At 70.6% G+C, this 16,454-nt stretch carries 13 protein-coding genes; 3 read left to right on the top strand and 10 right to left on the bottom strand.

The genetic code is table 11. The annotated features are described in order from the left end of the window. Nucleotides 1-151: 151 nt before the first annotated feature. Nucleotides 152-1,747: a GMC family oxidoreductase gene (locus tag AMA02S_RS06375; protein ID WP_067453037.1), complete on the bottom strand. Its 1,596-nt coding sequence runs from the start codon at nt 1,745-1,747 to the stop codon at nt 152-154. Between the two features lie 91 nt (nt 1,748-1,838). Here AMA02S_RS06375 and AMA02S_RS06380 point away from each other — a divergent pair, with 91 nt between their 5' ends. Further along, nucleotides 1,839-2,489, top strand: coding sequence for a cob(I)yrinic acid a,c-diamide adenosyltransferase (locus tag AMA02S_RS06380; protein WP_067453040.1), 651 nt, complete (start codon nt 1,839-1,841; stop codon nt 2,487-2,489). A gap of 118 nt (nt 2,490-2,607) precedes the next feature. Further along, nucleotides 2,608-3,540 (top strand): DUF4097 family beta strand repeat-containing protein, encoded by a 933-nt coding sequence (locus tag AMA02S_RS06385; RefSeq protein WP_169806785.1) that lies wholly within the window; start codon nt 2,608-2,610, stop codon nt 3,538-3,540. 27 nt (nt 3,541-3,567) lie between these two features. On the opposite strand, the gene dnaE is transcribed toward AMA02S_RS06385, so the two are convergent. Next, nucleotides 3,568-7,176 carry a DNA polymerase III subunit alpha gene (gene dnaE, locus AMA02S_RS06390; protein ID WP_067453046.1) on the bottom strand — a complete coding sequence of 1,203 codons (3,609 nt, stop codon included), beginning with the start codon at nt 7,174-7,176 and terminating at the stop codon, nt 3,568-3,570. 118 nt (nt 7,177-7,294) lie between these two features. Here dnaE and AMA02S_RS06395 point away from each other — a divergent pair, with 118 nt between their 5' ends. Further along, the gene (locus tag AMA02S_RS06395) at nt 7,295-8,239 is read left to right on the top strand and encodes a LysR family transcriptional regulator (protein ID WP_067453049.1); all 945 of its coding nucleotides are present in this window, start codon (nt 7,295-7,297) and stop codon (nt 8,237-8,239) included. 11 nt (nt 8,240-8,250) lie between these two features. On the opposite strand, the gene AMA02S_RS06400 is transcribed toward AMA02S_RS06395, so the two are convergent. The 8 genes from AMA02S_RS06400 to AMA02S_RS06435 all read right to left on the bottom strand — a co-directional run bounded on the left by AMA02S_RS06400 (nt 8,251) and on the right by AMA02S_RS06435 (nt 16,444). After that, on the bottom strand, nt 8,251-9,810 hold the full coding sequence (locus AMA02S_RS06400) for a M28 family peptidase (RefSeq protein ID WP_067453953.1): 1,560 nt from the start codon (nt 9,808-9,810) through the stop codon (nt 8,251-8,253). 125 nt (nt 9,811-9,935) lie between these two features. Further along, nucleotides 9,936-10,424, bottom strand: coding sequence for a DUF2550 domain-containing protein (locus tag AMA02S_RS06405; RefSeq protein ID WP_281181846.1), 489 nt, complete (start codon nt 10,422-10,424; stop codon nt 9,936-9,938). Nucleotides 10,425-10,550: 126 nt separating this feature from the next. After that, nucleotides 10,551-10,931 carry a F0F1 ATP synthase subunit epsilon gene (locus AMA02S_RS06410; RefSeq protein WP_067453052.1) on the bottom strand — a complete coding sequence of 127 codons (381 nt, stop codon included), beginning with the start codon at nt 10,929-10,931 and terminating at the stop codon, nt 10,551-10,553. 73 nt (nt 10,932-11,004) lie between these two features. Further along, complete coding sequence (gene atpD / locus AMA02S_RS06415; RefSeq protein WP_067453057.1) at nt 11,005-12,435, bottom strand: F0F1 ATP synthase subunit beta; 1,431 nt, start codon at nt 12,433-12,435, stop codon at nt 11,005-11,007. A gap of 2 nt (nt 12,436-12,437) precedes the next feature. Continuing rightward, nucleotides 12,438-13,337: a F0F1 ATP synthase subunit gamma gene (locus AMA02S_RS06420; RefSeq protein ID WP_067453060.1), complete on the bottom strand. Its 900-nt coding sequence runs from the start codon at nt 13,335-13,337 to the stop codon at nt 12,438-12,440. A gap of 6 nt (nt 13,338-13,343) precedes the next feature. After that, on the bottom strand, nt 13,344-14,981 hold the full coding sequence (gene atpA, locus AMA02S_RS06425; protein WP_067453063.1) for a F0F1 ATP synthase subunit alpha: 1,638 nt from the start codon (nt 14,979-14,981) through the stop codon (nt 13,344-13,346). A 39-nt stretch (nt 14,982-15,020) separates the two neighbouring features. Beyond that, nucleotides 15,021-15,890 (bottom strand): F0F1 ATP synthase subunit delta, encoded by an 870-nt coding sequence (locus AMA02S_RS06430; RefSeq protein WP_067453066.1) that lies wholly within the window; start codon nt 15,888-15,890, stop codon nt 15,021-15,023. After that, nucleotides 15,887-16,444 carry a F0F1 ATP synthase subunit B gene (locus tag AMA02S_RS06435; RefSeq protein WP_067453068.1) on the bottom strand — a complete coding sequence of 186 codons (558 nt, stop codon included), beginning with the start codon at nt 16,442-16,444 and terminating at the stop codon, nt 15,887-15,889. Before AMA02S_RS06435 ends, AMA02S_RS06430 begins: the two co-directional genes overlap by 4 nt. Between the last annotated feature and the right edge of the window lie 10 nt (nt 16,445-16,454).

Below are 16,454 nucleotides of genomic sequence, written 5' to 3' on the forward strand. Positions count from 1 at the left end.
TTCTCCAGGGACCTCGTCAAGGACCGGGTACAGCAGCTGCGCGCCGAGGCCAAGAACGCCCGCAGGGCGCGCCTCGCCAAGGCGCTCAAGCGGTGACGCCGCCGCACTGTCCGATCCACCACACGCCCCCGCCGCCCGGCGGGGGCGTTTCTCATTGCCGGGCGTTCGCCGGCTTCAGCGGCGTGCGGCCGCGGATCAGGTCCGCGGCGCGTTCGGCGATGGCGATCGTGGGGGCGTTGGTGTTCCCGCGCGGGACGGACGGCATCACCGAGGCGTCCACCACGCGCAGTCCCTCGACACCGCGCACGCGCAGGTCGGTGTCGCAGACGGTGTCGTCCGAGCCGCCCATCGCGCAGGTGCTCGTCGGATGGAAGAGCGTCGCGCACTCCCGCCGGACGAACCCGCTGAGCGCCTCGTCGTCCTCGACCTGCTCGCCCGGCGCCCATTCGCCGCCGACCAGCGATGCGAGAGGACCGGCGGCGGCGATCTCGCGGGCCTGCCGGACGCCGGCGACCAGGATGTCCAGGTCGGCCTTGTCGGCGAGGTAGCCGGGGTCGATCAGCGGCTTGGCGTGCGGGCTGGCGGAACGCAGGGTGAGGCCGCCGCGGCTGGCGACGGCGATGGCGGTGACCAGGACCGACAGGAGTCGCTGGGACGACTCGACGAGGCCCTGGTTGATGAACGGGGTGGGCAGGACGTGGTACTGGAGATCGGGTGCGGGCAGCCCCTCGACCGTCCGGACGAACCCGCCCGCCTCCGCGACGTTGGACGCGTACGGGCCGCGCCCGAGGGCCTGGTACAGCGCGAACGAGCGGGCGTTGGCGACCTCCCAGAGGGCTTTGGTACGGGGCGTGGCGAACATGACGTTCACGAACGGGTGGTCTTGGAGTCCCTCGCCCACCGGGGAGTCCACCAGCACGTCGATGCCGTGCGAGCGGAGCTGGTCGGCGGGCCCGATCCCGGACAGCATGAGCAGCTGCGGGCTGTTCACGGCACCGCCCGACAGGACGACCTCGGCCTCCGCGCGGGCCTCGACGGCCTCGCCCCGGATCTCGTAGCGGACGCCGGCGGCCCGTCCGCCCTCGATCAGGACACGGGTGGCGAGCGCGTCGGTGACCACGGTGAGGTTCGGCCGGTCCTCGATCGGGTGCAGGTATCCGGCGGCGGTCGACCAGCGCTTCCCGCGCTTGTGGGTGACCTGGTAGAAGCCCACACCGTCCTGGTCGGCGCCGTTGAAGTCGGCGTTGGCGGGCAAACCGAACGCCTTCGCCGACGCGACCCACGCCTGCGTCAGCTTGTGCTTGTAGCGCAGGTCCTCCACGCGCAGGGGGCCGCCTACGCCGTGGTACGGAAGGGCGCCGCGCTGCTGGTCCTCGGCGCGGACGAAGTAGGGCAGCAGGTCCTCATACCCCCAGCCCTCGCAGCCGTGGGAGTCGCGCCAGGTGTCGTAGTCGTACCGGTGCCCGCGGATATAGATCATCGCGTTGGTGGACGAGCTGCCGCCGAGCGTCCGGCCGCGCGGCCAGTAGACGCTGCGTCCCTCGGCGTGCTCCTGCGGGACCGTCGTGTAGTCCCAGTCGTAGGGGCCCTTGATCAGCGCGGCGACGGCGGCCGGGATGTGGATCTCGGGGGCGTCGTCGGGCGGGCCCGCCTCCAGCAGCAGGACCTTCACCGAGGCGTCCTCGGTGAGCCTGGCGGCGAGCACGCAGCCCGCGCTGCCGGCTCCCACGATGATGTAGTCGTACACGGCGGCCTCCGGGGGGTTCGTCCGGTGAACACTACCGAACCGCCTTCTAGCGGCAGCAGCCGTGGGGGCGACCGGTACTAGGGTGACGGTCATGGCGAAGAACAGGGAGAACCCCGTCGTCCTGTCGCGTATCTACACCCGGACCGGTGACGACGGCACCACCGCTCTGGGCGATGCGTCCCGCACCCGCAAGACCGATCCGCGCCTGTCGGCCTACGCGGACGTCGAGGAGGCCAACGCCGCGATCGGCGCCGCGCTGGCGCTCGGCTCGCTCCCCGAGGACCTGGTCACGCTGCTGACCCGCATCCAGAACGACCTGTTCGACGTGGGCGCCGACCTGTGCGCGCCGGTGGTGCCCGACCCGCGGTATCCGCCGCTGCGCGTCGACCCGTCCTATGTCGACCGGCTGGAGGCGGCCTGCGACGAGCACAACGAGGCCCTCCCGCCACTGCGCAGCTTCATCCTCCCCGGCGGGACGCCCGGCGCGGCGCTGCTGCACGTCGCGCGGACCGTGACCCGGCGGGCCGAACGGTCCGCGTGGACGGCCATCGAGGCGCACGGGGCCGCGCCCGTGACCGGCGCGGGCGGCGCCGCCGAAGCCGGCCCTGCCGGCCCGGAGGGCGGCGTCAACCCGCTGACGGCCCGCTACCTCAACCGGCTGTCGGACCTGCTGTTCATCCTCTGCCGGGTCGCGAACGCCGGGCACGGGGACATCCTGTGGAAGCCCGGCGGGGAACGCTGAGCGGAGCCGGAGGTGGGGCTAACCCCACCCTGGAGATACCGGCCCGCCTCCTGGTGACGGTCTCCCTCGCAGGTGGAAGCTGGTCCTCGTACGGGGACGAGGCGACGGGAGTGGCGACGTGAGGATCCTGATTGGCGTGACGGTGCTGGCCGTTCTGGCGGTGACGCTGACGGGATGCGGCCTGAGCGTCGGCGGCCGGCACGAGGAGACCACCTCCTATGACGGGCCCGCGGGCGTCACCAAGCTGAAGGTGAAGGCCGGCAGCGGGCGGGTGGAGATCGTCGCGTCCGACTCCCCCGGCATCAGGGTGCACGAGAAGCGGAGCTGGTCGAACGAGCGGAACAAGCCGGAGGCCGAGCACGTCGTCGAAGGCGGGATGCTCTCCCTGTCGGCCAAGTGCGGCAGGAACGTGATCGGTTGGGGCGGCGCCTGCGGGGTGTCCTACCGCGTCGAGGTGCCGCGCTCCATTGCCGTCGAGATCGTCAACGACGACGGCTCGATCAACGTCGCCGGTCTCGCCGGGGCCGTCCGGCTCAGGACCGGCACCGGCGCCATCACCGCGAGCGACCTGCGCGCGTCCACGGTGTCGATCAGCGCCGGCGACGGGCGGCTGCGGGTGTCGGGCCGCGTCGGCACCGCCGACCTGCGCACCGGCACGGGGGCGATCAACGCGACCGGCCTCACCGCCGACCGGGTCACCGCCCGCTCGGGCGATGGCACCATCCGCGTCAGCGGACGCGCCACCACCGCCGAGTTGCGCACCGACACCGGCACCATCGACGCCGACGGGCTGAGCACCGACCGGATCATGGCCCGCACCGGCGACGGTCAGATCAGCCTCGCGCTCGCGGCGCCGCCGAGCAACGTCCGCGCCACCACCGGTACCGGCACCATCAGCGTCCGGCTTCCCGGCGGCCAGCCCTACAAGCTCGACCTCAGCACCGGAACCGGCGGCAAGAAGATCGACCCGGCCGTCCACAACGACTCCGCGTCGCCGCGTCTCGTCAAGCTCACCACCGGCGACGGCAGCATCATCGTCTCCCCCGCCTGATCAACCGACCCGGCCCGATCGTCAGGATCACGCGGACGAGGCCGGCTGAGGGCCAAGCAAAGGCTTGACGTCCCCGTAGAAGGCGGGCGTGGGAGCGACCCGGAAGTCCGGCAGGTCGAACAGGACGTCCGTGGCCCCGGAACGCCGGCGCAGCAGCAGGTGCACCGGCGCCGGACCGGGGTGGGCGATGAGGATCTGCTTCAGATCCCGGACGAGCCGGAGCGTCACCCGCGACTCGGCCACCGCGATCACCACGGGCGGATGGTCCCGCTGAGCGTCCATGTCGAGGACGGTGAGGTCCTCGACATGGACGCTCAGCGTGTCGTCCCGCACGTTGACGCGTCCCCGTAGCGAGACGACCAGGTCCTCGGCCAGCAGGTCGGCGAACAGCAGGTAGGTCTTGGGGAAGATCAGGCACTCCAGTGCGGCGTCCAGGTCCTCCAGCGTGACGATCGCCCACGGATCGCCGCGCTTGGTGACCTTGCGCTGGAGCGAGGCGATGATGCCGCTCACCCGTACCAGGCCCTTCTGGGCGTGGAAGGTCGTGCCTCCGCCGGAGTCCGGCCCGTCCGTGCCGCCGGAGGCGAGGAGGTCGGCGAGGGAGAGGTCGCGGTGCGCCTTCAGCAGTTGCTCCGCGCCGTCGAGCGGGTGGCTGGAGACGTAGAGGCCGAGCATCTCCCGTTCGTGGGCGAGCAGTGTGGCCCGATCCCACTCCCCGTCCGGGACGGTGATCGCTGTTCCCGGGTCGAGTGCGGGGTCAGGGCCGGGGCCTGCGGACGTCCCGAACAGCGCGTCCTGGCCCTGCGCCTGGTGCCGTTTGATGTCGATGGCCGCGTCCACGGCCTGCTCGTGGAGCCGGACGATGGCCCGGCGGTGATGGCCCAGCCCGTCGAACGCGCCCGCCTTGGCCAGCGACTCGATCACGCGCTTGTTGCAGACGACCGCCGGGACCTTGGCGAGGAAGTCGGCGAAGCCGGTGAAGCCGCCCTCCCGCTCGCGGGTCGCGATGATCGCCTCCACCACCCCGGTGCCGACGTTGCGGATCGCACCCAGGCCGAAGCGGATGTCGCCGCCGACCGCCGCGAAGCCCAGCGCGCTCTGGTCGACGTCCGGTGGCAGCACCCGGATGCCAAGGCGACGGCAGTCCGACAGGTAGACGGCCATCTTGTCCTTGTCATCGCCCACGGACGTCAGCAGCGCGGCCAGGTACTCGGCGGGATGGTTGGCCTTCAGGTAGGCCGTCCAATACGACACCAGCCCGTAGCCGGCGGTGTGGGACTTGTTGAAGCCGTAGCCGCTGAACGGCACCAGGACGTCCCAGACGGCCCGGATCGCTTCGTCGGAGAAGCCCCGCTCGCTCATCCCCGCGCGGAAGCGTCCCCACTCGGCGTCCAGCACCTCCTTCTTCTTCTTGCCCATCGCGCGGCGCAGCAGGTCCGCCGCGCCCAGGGAGTACCCGGCGAGTTGCTGGGCGATGGCCATGACCTGCTCCTGGAAGACGACCAGGTGGTAGGTGTCGCCGAGGATCGGTTCGAGCGCCTCCGCCAGTTCCGGGTGGATGGGCTCGACCTTCTGCCGTCCGGTCTTGCGCAGCGCATAGTTGGTGTGGGCGTTCATCTCCATCGGGCCGGGCCGGTACAGGGCGGACACGGCGGCGATGTCGGTGAACTCGGTCGGCCGCATCAGCTTCAGCAGCGTCCGCATCCCGCCGCCGTCCAGCTGGAACACCCCGAGCGTGTCGCCGCGCGCCAGCAGTTCGTAGGTCAGGGCGTCGTCCAGCGGAACGTTGAGGATGTCGATCTCCACGCCCTTGTTGGCCGCGACGCCCGCGATGGCGTCATTGATGACCGTGAGGTTGCGCAGCCCGAGGAAGTCCATCTTCAGCAGGCCCATGTCCTCGGCCTGCGTGAACGGGAAGCCGGTGACGACCGGCCCGTCCGCCTTGGGACGGGCCAGCGGCAGCACGTCGATCAGCGGGTCCGACGACAGGATGACGCCCGCGGCATGGACGCCGGTGCCGCGGGTCAGCCCCTCGACGCCGAGGGCGGTGTCGAGGACGCGCTTGACGTCGGGTTCCTCCTCGTACATCCGCCGCAGCTCGGTGGCCTCGCCGTACCGGGGGTGGGACGGGTCGTGGACGGCGGAGAGGGGGATCTCCTGGCCGCCGGCCGCGGCGGGGAACGCCTTGGTGATCCGGTCGCCGAGCGCGTACGGCAACCCCAGCACCCGGCCCGCGTCCTTCACGGCGGCCTTCGCCTTGATCGTGCTGAAGGTGACGATCTGGCAGACCCGGTCGGCGCCGTACCGGCGGGTCACATACTCGATCATCTCGTCGCGGCGGCGGTCGTCGAAGTCCAGGTCGATGTCGGGCATCGTGACGCGCTCGGGGTTGAGGAACCGCTCGAAGATCAGCTTGTGCTCGATCGGATCCAGTTCGGTGATCCCGGTGCAGTAGGCGACCATCGAGCCGGTGGCCGACCCCCGCCCCGGGCCGAGGCCGATGCCGCTCGCGCGGGCGTGCCGGCAGATGTCGGCGACCACCAGGAAGTAGCCGGGGAAGCCCATGCCGTCGATGACCGACAGCTCATAGTCGATGCGCTCCAGCACCTGCCGGGGCGGGTCTCCCCCGTACCGGCGGCGCGCGCCGGCCAGCGTCTCGGCGCGCAGCCAGGACGCTTCGGTCTCCCCGTCCGGAACGGGGAACCGCGGCATCAGGTCGCGGTGGGCGAACACCGCGCCGTAGTCGCCGGCGCGCTCGGCGACCAGCAACGTGTTGTCGCAGGCGCCGGGGACCTGCGCGTCCCACATCGCGCGCATCTCCGGCGCCGTCTTGAGGTAGTACCCGCTGCCTCCGAACCGGAAGCGGTCGGTGTCGGCGAGCCGCTTGCCGGTGCCGATGCACAGCAGCGCGTCATGTGCCTCCGCCCGGTCCTCGGTCACGTAGTGGGAGTCGTTGGTGGCCAGCGGCGGCAGCCCCAGGTCGCGGCCGATCCGCAGCAGGTCGTCGCGGACGCGGCGTTCGATGGGCAGGCCGTGATCCATGAGCTCCAGGAAGTAGTCGCCCGTCCCGAAGATGTCGCGGTACCGGGCGGCGGCCTCGACGGCCGCGTCGTACTGGCCGAGGCGCAGCCGGGTCTGGACCTCCCCGGACGGGCAGCCGGTCGTGGCGATGACGCCCGCCGCGTGCTCGGCCAGGATCTCATCGTCCATGCGCGGATACTTCTGGGCGCGCCCCTCCAGCCAGGCCCGGGACTGGAGCCGGAACAGGTTCCGCAGCCCGTCGGCCGACGCGGCCCACATCGTCATGTGGGTGTAGAGGCCGCGTCCGGAGACGTCGCCGCCCGCCCCCGTCCGCTCGTCGGACCTCCGCAGCGCCGGGTCGTCGCTCCAGAACACCGGCTCGCGGTGCCGCCGCGACGCCGGGGCCACGTACGCCTCGATGCCGATGACCGGCTTGACGCCATGGCGCTCGGCCGTCCGGTGGAACTCGAAGGCGCCGTGCACGTTGCCGTGGTCGGTCATGGCGACGGCGGGCATGCCCTGCCGCGCGGCCTCGGCGATGAGCGGTCCCACCTTCGCCGCGCCGTCGAGCATCGAGTACTCCGTATGGACGTGCAGATGCACGAAGGAGCCCATCGACTACCCCCACTGGTTGTAGGCTTCCGCCGGTGCCGGCATCACATCGCCTATTCACCTGGCACGTCCAACAACCGGCACGGAAACGATCACAACAGGTCGTTGTAGTAGGAGCTGAATGGACCTGGACCTCGGCGCGATCCGCGCCTTCGTGGCCGTGGCGGACGACCGCTCGTTCAGCGACGCCGCCGCGCGGCTCGGCCTGAGCCAGCAGGCGGTCTCCAAGCGGATCGCGAAGCTGGAGTCCGACCTCGGCGCGGCCCTGCTGGCACGGACGAGCGGCGGCGCCGAGCCCACCGCGGACGGCCGCTCGTTCCTCGTCTCGGCCCGCGCCCTGCTCGACCTCGCCGACCAGGCGGTCGAGCGCCTGCACCGCCGGTCGCGTACCTTCCGCGTGGACGTGCTCGACACCCGTATCGCCTCGATCGAGCTGGTCCGGGTCTTCCACGAGTCCGTACCGGACGTCGAGATCGAGATCGTCACGTCCGACGGGCTCACCAGCGCCGCCCCCGCGCTCCGGGCGGGCAGGATCGACGCCTTCTTCGGCCGCGCCGTCGCCGGCCTCGACGCGCCGCTCGTCCACGCACCCGTCTACCTGGAGCCGCTGCATCTCCTGGCCGGCCGGGGACACCCGCTCGCCGGCCGTTCAGCGGTCCCCATCTCCGATCTGGGGGGCACGACCGCATGGATGCCGGGCAACGCCCGGGACAGCGAATGGTCGGAGTTCTACCGCCATCTCAGCGCCGACTTCGCCATCGGCATCGACCTGTCCGGACCCAACTTCGGGTACGAGCATTTCGTGGAGCGGATCGGCTCGTCCGACTCCGTCTACAGCTTCATCGGCGAGAAGACCCGCATCCCATGGCATCCGGACGTCGTCCGGATGCCGGTCGTCGAACCGATCCCGGTGTACCCCTGGTCGCTGATCTGGCACGAGCCGAACCGGCATCCGGTGCTGCCCCTGCTCATCGCCCACACCGCGGCGGTGCACCGGCCCTTCGACCCCGGACGCGAATGGCTCCCGCAGTTCGACCGCGCCCTCTTCGCCCCGTCCGCGACGTAGACGCGCCGCGCTCAGCGGATCAGCAGCGACCCCCGCCAGGACGGGGCGTACCGGGCATCGCGTGCGGTGTCCAGGCGGGAATGGCCGTTCACGGCGACGGTGCTGGCGGCGAGGTGCTGGGCGACCCACGCCACGGCGTCGGCGTTGGTGTCGAAGAGCTTGAGGTTGACGTTCTTCAGCCGGTCGCACTTGGCGTGATAGCAGGGGTCGTACACCTTGCCCGCCCTGCCGCCGAACGCCTTCGCCTCCGCGCTGGTCTTCACCCCGTCCGAGCCGGACTCCAGACCGCCCGCCGGGATGCCACGCTCGACGAACGGGCCGTAGTCGGAACGGCCGTTGAACTCGGTCTGGGAGGTCGGGAGCTTGCGACCCGCGAAGTAGTCCAGGAACATCTTCTCGATCGCGCCCGACCCGGCCGGTGGCTTCGTCCCCGCACCGAGGGAATGGTCGCCGTCGTACACGCCCCGGACGCCGTTCACCGACCCGAGCATGTCGAAGTTGAGGTTCAGCGCGATCTTGCGCCGGTCGGCGTCGGTCAGCGTCCGCACGTAGTGGGTCGAACCGCGCAGGCCCTCTTCCTCGGCCCCCCACCAGGCGAAACGCACCCGGTTCCGCAGGCCCTTCGCGCCGAGCGCGCTGATCTTCTCGGCGACGGCGAGCAGCGCGGACGCGCCGGTGGCATTGTCGTTGATGCCCGGCCCCTCACGGACGCTGTCGAGATGGGCACCGAGCAGCACGACGTTCCCGGCGCGCCCGTACTCGGTGTCGGCGACGACATTGGACGCCGACCGCCTCCCGTGCGACGTGTCCGTCTTCACCCGCACCCTGAGCCCGCCCGCCCTGGCCTTCTCGGACACCTTGGCCGCCTTCGGCTCGGCGGTCCCGGACGCCTTGACCAGTTCCGCCCCCAAGGCGTGCGTGATGCTCAGCACCGGGAGGGACTGCGGCTTGTTCATGGTGCCCTGGACCGGGCCCTTCTCGCCCGCCCTGTTGTAGATCAGCACGGCGCCCGCTCCGGCCGCCTTGGCCCTGGACGCCTTCGTCTCGAACGTGCACCCGCCGCGCTGCACGAGGGCGACGGCCGCGGTGGGGATCCCCGTGAAGTCGGCGGCCTCGCACCCGCTAGTGCCCTCGCCCGACGACGGGACGTCCACGGCGGTCACGGGTCCCGTCACGTCCCCCGAGCCCGAGAAGCCCATCGTCAGAAAGTCGTCGCCCCGCTTGTAGGACACCTTGTGCGGTGCCGTCTGGGAGAACGCCGCCCCGGACTTCTCCCGCCAGTACGGGAACGTGAACTTCTGCACGACCGGCTCGAACCCCGCCTTGCGCAGCCGTCCCTCCACATACCGCACCGAGATATCGGAACCTGGACGCCCCGCGGCGCGGTCACCGCCGTTGTAGTCGGCGATCTCCTGGAACGCGGCCAGATGCCGCCGCAGGTCCTTGAGCGTGACCAGCGTCGCGAGGTCGGCCTTGGCCGGATCCGCGCCCGCGGGCGGGACGGACAACAGGGCGGCCGACACCGCCACCACAGCCGACGCCCCGACGGCGCCGATGAGTCGCTTGCGCACGAGCACTCCTGCCAAAGGAAGGGAGCGGACCAGCAGCGATCCTGGTCCCGCACCCCGCCCGCCTCAACGGACGCGCCCGTCGCACACCAACTCCATACCCGCTTCTTACGTTCGCTTGCGGCGGGTCAGGACTCGTCCGGGGGGTGGATGTCCACCGGAAAGCCGGGTGGAGCCGCCTCCAGCCAGGCCAGGAAGCCGGTGAGAGCCGCCGCGCCCATCGCCAGCTCGACGGTGAGGTCGCCGTCGCGCACCTCGATGACGCTCACGTCCGGCAGCAGTCCCTCCGCCTCGCCCGGGTCGGGGCTGCGGCGGTTGGACACGACAAGGCCCCGGCGGTGGATCACTTGCCGGGGCCTGCGGCGGAAGCCGAACACGCGATGCCAGTGCAGGACATCGCCCTTGTAGCGGCCGATGCCGAGCCTCCACGCCCCGGGCGCACCCTCCATGGGCAGCACCCGCAGGCTGCACTCGACGGCACCGCCGCCACGGACGAACAACCACCGGCGGACGGTCATCGCCACGAAGACCAGCGCCACCACCAGGATGACGGCGGCGAGCACCCCGCCCGCATCAAGTGCCAGGTGCCCGCCCAAATCCCCCCGCCATTCGCTCACAACTACGCTGTGTTACCGCATCCCGGCCCGAGGGGACTCGCCTGGCGGCTCGCCCCCCTGACCGTCCTCGTCCGAGCGCGACATCGCTTCGCCCGCGTGACCGCCGGGGACACCTTGATGCAGGTCCTAGGCTTCGATGCCCGCGGCGCGCAGCCGCGCGCGGGCCCGCCGCTCGGCCGTCGCGTCCTCGCCGCCGACGGCCTCCTCCAGCGCCCGCTCGGCATCCGGAACGTCGATCTCACCGCTCAGCTCGGCCTGCTCGGCCAGCACCGCCACCTCGTCTCCGGCGACGGAGAAGAAGCCGCTGCCGACCATGGCGATGATCGCCTTGTCGCCGTTCGCGGGCTCGATCTTCACCACGCTGCCGTCGAGGAGGACGCCCAGCACCGGGGCGTGGCCCGGCAGGATGCCGAGCGAGCCCTCGATGGTCTGCGCGACCACCGTCCTGGCCTCGCCGGACCAGAGCTCACGCTCCGGCGACACCAGCCCGACCTTCAGGGTTGCCACTGTCTCTCCTCCGAATACTGGAGTGGATCCGGTGAGGCCGGGCCCGCGCCGAGCCCGACCTCACCGAAGCTGATTACTTCTCCAGCTCCTTGGCCTTCTTCTCGACATCCTCGATGCCACCGCACATGAAGAACGCCTGCTCGGGCAGGTGGTCGTACTTGCCCTCGGCGAGAGCCTTGAACGAGGCGACCGTCTCGTCCTTGGAGACCGTCACACCGGGCTGGCCGGTGAACTGCTCCGCCACGTACATCGGGTGCGACAGGAAACGCTCGATGCGCCGCGCCCGCTGGACGGTGACCTTGTCCTCCTCGGAGAGCTCGTCGATACCGAGGATCGCGATGATGTCCTGGAGCTCCTTGTACTTCTGCAGGATCCGCTTGACCTCCTGGGCGACCTCGTAGTGCTCGGTCCCGAGGATCTGCGGGTCCATGATCCGCGACGTGGAGTCCAGCGGGTCCACCGCCGGGAAGATGCCCTTCTCGGAGATGCTCCGCGCGAGCGTCGTGGTGGCGTCCAGGTGCGCGAACGTGGTGTGCGGCGCCGGGTCGGTGATGTCGTCGGCGGGCACGTAGATCGCCTGCATCGAGGTGATCGAGTGACCGCGCGTCGAGGTGATCCGCTCCTGTAGCACGCCCATCTCGTCCGCCAGGGTCGGCTGGTAGCCCACCGCGGACGGCATGCGGCCGAGCAGGGTGGAGACCTCCGAGCCCGCCTGGGTGAACCGGAAGATGTTGTCGATGAACAGCAGCACGTCCTGGCCCTGGACGTCGCGGAAGTACTCCGCCATCGTCAGGCCGGCCAGCGCGACGCGCAGCCGGGTACCCGGCGGCTCGTCCATCTGGCCGAACACCAGGGCGGTGTCCTTGAGGACGTCCGCCTCGTCCATCTCCACCCAGAGGTCGTTGCCCTCACGCGTGCGCTCGCCGACGCCGGCGAACACCGAGGTGCCACCGAAGTTGCGGGCGACACGGCGGATCATCTCCTGGATGAGGACGGTCTTGCCCACGCCCGCGCCGCCGAACAGCCCGATCTTGCCGCCCTTGACGTACGGGGCCAGCAGGTCGATGACCTTGATGCCGGTCTCCAGCATCTCGGTCTTGGACTCCAGCTGGTCGAACGCCGGGGCGCCGCGGTGGATGCCCCACCGCTCGTTCACCTCAAGGGAGGCCGTCGGAACGTCCAGCGACTCGCCGAGGGCGTTCCACACGTGCCCCTTGGTGATGTCCCCGACCGGCACCGCGATGGACTGGCCGGTGTCGCTCACCGGCGCGCCGCGGACCAGGCCGTCCGTCGGCTGCATCGAGATCGCCCGGATCATGTTGTCGCCCAGGTGCTGGGCGACCTCGAAGGTCAGGGTCTTCTCCTCGCCGCCCAGCGTGACCTGGACGTGCAGCGCGTTGTAGATCTCCGGAATGGCGTCGGCGGGGAACTCCACGTCGACGACCGGTCCGATGACGCGGGCGACGCGGCCGGTGGCGGTCGCCGTCTCTACCTGAGCAGTCATTATCACTCCCCGCCAGATTCGGCGAGCGCGTCAGCGCCACCGACGATCTCGCTGATTTCCTGGGTGATCGCGGCCTGCCGCGCCTGGTTCATCTGGCGCGTGTAGACCCCGAGCAGTTCGTTGGCATTGTCGGTCGCGGACTTCATGGCCCGCCGGACGGACGCCTGGAAGGACGCCGCCGACTGGAGCAGCATGTGGAAGATGCGGCTCTCGACATAGTTGGGCAGCAGCAGGTCGAGCGCGGCCTGGGCGGACGGCTCGAACTCGTACGCCGGCGGGACGGTACCCGTGCTCTCGCGCTCCGCGATCTCCAGCGGCATCAGCCGTTTGACCTGGACGGTCTGCGTCAGCATCGAGACGAACTCGGTGTACACGACGTGGATCTCGCCGACCCCGCCCTCGGCGTCGGTCTTGAGGAAGTCCTCGGCGAGCCGCCGCCCGATCCCCTCCGCGTCCGCGAAGGCCGGCCGGTCGCTGAACCCGTGCCAGGTCTCGGCGACCTCCCGGTCCCGGAACCGGTACCAGGTGATGCCCTTGTTCCCGACGACGTAGGGAACGGGCTCGCGCCCGTCCTCACGCAGCGCCTTGATCAACGACTCGGCCTCGCGGATCACATTGGCGTTGTAGGCGCCGCAGAACCCCCGGTCGCTGGTGACGATCAGGACGGCACTGCGGTTGTCGGCCGGCTGCTCGTGCAGCAGCGGGTGGTCGATACCGACGTGATGGCTCACCAGCGCGGTCAGGGCCTGCGTGATCTGGTCGGCGTACGGCTTGGACGCCGCCACCGCCTGCTGGGCCTTGACGATCCGCGACGTGGCGATCATCTCCTGGGCACGCGTGATCTTGGCGGTCGACTTCACCGTCTTGATCTGCTGCCGGAGTTGACGAAGCTGTGCGGCCATGGCCGATCAGCCCTTCTTGACGCGGGTGATCGTCTCCTGCTCGACGGCCTCGTCCTCGATCGCCTCGACCGGCTCCTCCGCGCCCAGCAGGTCGCCCTCGCTGGTCTGGAAGCCCTTCTTGAACTCCGTGATGGCGTTCTTGAGGCTGGTGAGACCGTCGTCGGAGAGCTGCCCCGTCTCGCGGATCGAGGTGAGCAGACCGCTCTCCTCGCGCTCGACGTAGTCGAGGAACTCGCGCTCGAAGCGGCGCACGTCCGCGACCGGCACCTCGTCCAGCTCGCCGGAGGTGCCCGCCCACACGGACACGACCTCCTGCTCCACCGGGAACGGGCTGCCCTGCGGCTGCTTGAGCAGCTCGACCAGACGGCCACCGCGGTCGAGCTGGGCGCGGGACGCGGCGTCCAGGTCGGACGCGAACGCCGCGAACGCCTCCAGGTCGCGGAACTGCGACAGGGCCAGGCGCAGCGTGCCGGCGACCTTGCGCATCGCCTTGATCTGCGCCGAGCCGCCGACCCGGGACACCGAGATACCGACGTTGATCGCCGGGCGGACGCCCTGGTTGAACAGGTCCGTCTCCAGGAAGCACTGCCCGTCGGTGATCGAGATGACGTTCGTCGGGATGTAGGCCGACACGTCGTTGCCCTTGGTCTCGATGATCGGCAGACCCGTCATCGAGCCGGCGCCGAGGTCGTCCGACAGCTTCGCGCAGCGCTCCAGCAGCCGCGAGTGCAGGTAGAACACGTCACCGGGGTAGGCCTCGCGGCCCGGCGGGCGGCGCAGCAGCAGCGACACCGCGCGGTACGCCTCGGCCTGCTTCGACAGGTCGTCGAAGACGATCAGGACGTGCTTGCCCTGGTACATCCAGTGCTGGCCGATCGCCGACCCGGTGTAGGGGGCGATGTACTTGTAGCCGGCCGGCTCGGACGCGGGCGCCGCCACGATCGTGGTGTACTCCAGCGCGCCGGCCTCCTCCAGGGAGCGGCGGACGTTGGCGATCGTGGAGCCCTTCTGGCCCACCGCGACGTAGATGCAGCGGACCTGCTTGCTCTCGTCGCCGGTCTCCCACGCCTCGCGCTGGTTGATGATGGTGTCCACGGCGACGGTGGTCTTGCCCGTCTGCCGGTCACCGATGATCAGCTGCCGCTGGCCGCGGCCGATCGGGGTCATCGCGTCGATGGCCTTGATGCCGGTCTGCAACGGCTCCTTGACCGACTGCCGCTGCACGACGGTGGGCGCCTGCAGTTCGAGCGCGCGGCGCTCGGTGCTCTCGATCGGGCCCTTGCCGTCCAGCGGGTTGCCCAGCGAGTCCACGACACGGCCGAGGAAGCCGTCGCCGACCGGGACCGAGAGGACCTCGCCGGTCCGGCGGACCTTCTGACCCTCCTCGATCTTGCTGAAGTCACCCAGGACAACGACACCGATCTCGCGCACGTCCAGGTTCAGAGCCAGGCCACGTGTACCGTCCTCGAACTCGAGGATCTCGTTCGCCATCGCGGAGGGCAGCCCCTCGACGTGGGCGATACCGTCGCCGGAATCGACGACGGTGCCGACCTCTTCGCGCGCGGCGGCCTCAGGCTCGTACGACTGGACGAAGCGCTCCAGCGCGTTCCGGATCTCATCCGGACGGATCGTCAGCTCCGCCATGATTCCTCTCTTGCTCCCTTGGGGTCAGCTCGGGCGGCGTCAGCCGGTACCGAGCCGCCGGCGGACATCGTCCAGCCGTCCGGCGATCGTGCCGTCGATGATCTCGTCCCCGATCTCGACCGACAGACCGCCGATCGCCGTGGGGTCGAGCTCGATGTTCAGGTGTACCTCGTGGCCGTAGGCGGCGGCGAGCACCGCGGCCAGCCTGCCGCGCTGCGCCTCCGACAGCTCGACCGGAGTGTGGACGAGCGCGACGAGCCGCTGCCTGCGCTGGGCGACGATCTTGCCGTACTCGGCCAGCCCGCCTTCCAGGCTACGTCCTCGCGGACGCAGCACCAGCTCGGTGATCAGCGTCAGCGCGGACGGCGTGACCTTGCCTTCCAGCAGCGACTCGACCAGGCCGAGCTTGCGCTCGTCCGGCAGCCCGGGCGCGGCCAGCGCGCCGCGCAGGGCGATCTCGCCCTCGATGACCCGGGAGAACCGGAACAGCTCGTCCTCCAGGTCGTCGATGCGCCCGTCGGCCTCGGCGCGGGCGGCCTCGGCGGTGACCGCGAGGGTCTCCACCGCGTCCGACAGCTCCGACGGCTTGGACCAGCGCAGCCGGACGACCTCGGCGACCAGCCCGAGAGCGGCCGGCGACACCTTGCCCTCCAGCAGGATCTGGACGAGCTGCGCCTTGTCGGCACCGTCCCGCGCCGGGTCGGAGACCGCCCGCCGCAGCCCGTGCTCGCGGTCGATCAGGTGCAGCACCGCGAACAGGTCGCCGCCGAGCCCGGCCAGGCCGGACCCCGAGTCATTCTGGGGGGACGACCCCCCAGACCCCCCGGCAACCGCCGAAGCCACAACCGCCTCGAACCGCTCCCGCGCCTCGGCCAGCGACGCCCTGCTCACCGCTCCCGTGATGGTCATGATGTGATCTGCTCCTGCGTGCGGGCGCGCTCCTCAAGCTCTTCGAGGAACCGGTCGACCACCCGGCTCTGGCGGGCGCTGTCCTCCAGGGACTCGCCCACCACACGTCCGGCCAGCTCGACCGAGACCGCGCCGATCTCGGCCCGCAACGACTGCAGCGCCTGCTGACGCTCCGCCTCGATCTGGGCCTTGGCGGCCTCGATGATGCGGCGCGCCTCGGCCTGGGCCTGCTCCTTCATCTCCGCGATGATCTGAGCGCCCTGCTCCTCGGCCTTCTTGCGCAGCCGGGACGCCTCAAGCTGGCCGTCCTTCTGCTGGGCCTTGTACTGCTCCAGCGTCTGCCGCGCCTCTTCCTGGGCCTTCTCGGCCCGGATGAGTCCGCCCTCGATCGCGTCGGTGCGCTCCTGAAGGGTCTTCTGGATGCGCGGGGTGAGGATCTTGCCGACGACGATCACGACGACGAGGAACGAGAAGATTCCGACGACGAGCTCGTAGGTGTGCGGGATGAGGGGGTTGTTCTCCTCCGCCGCGATAACGGAAGCCGCGGTGATCATGTGTGCAGCC

The organism is Actinomadura macra NBRC 14102 (genome assembly GCF_001552215.1).
Lineage (GTDB): Bacteria > Actinomycetota > Actinomycetes > Streptosporangiales > Streptosporangiaceae > Spirillospora > Spirillospora macra.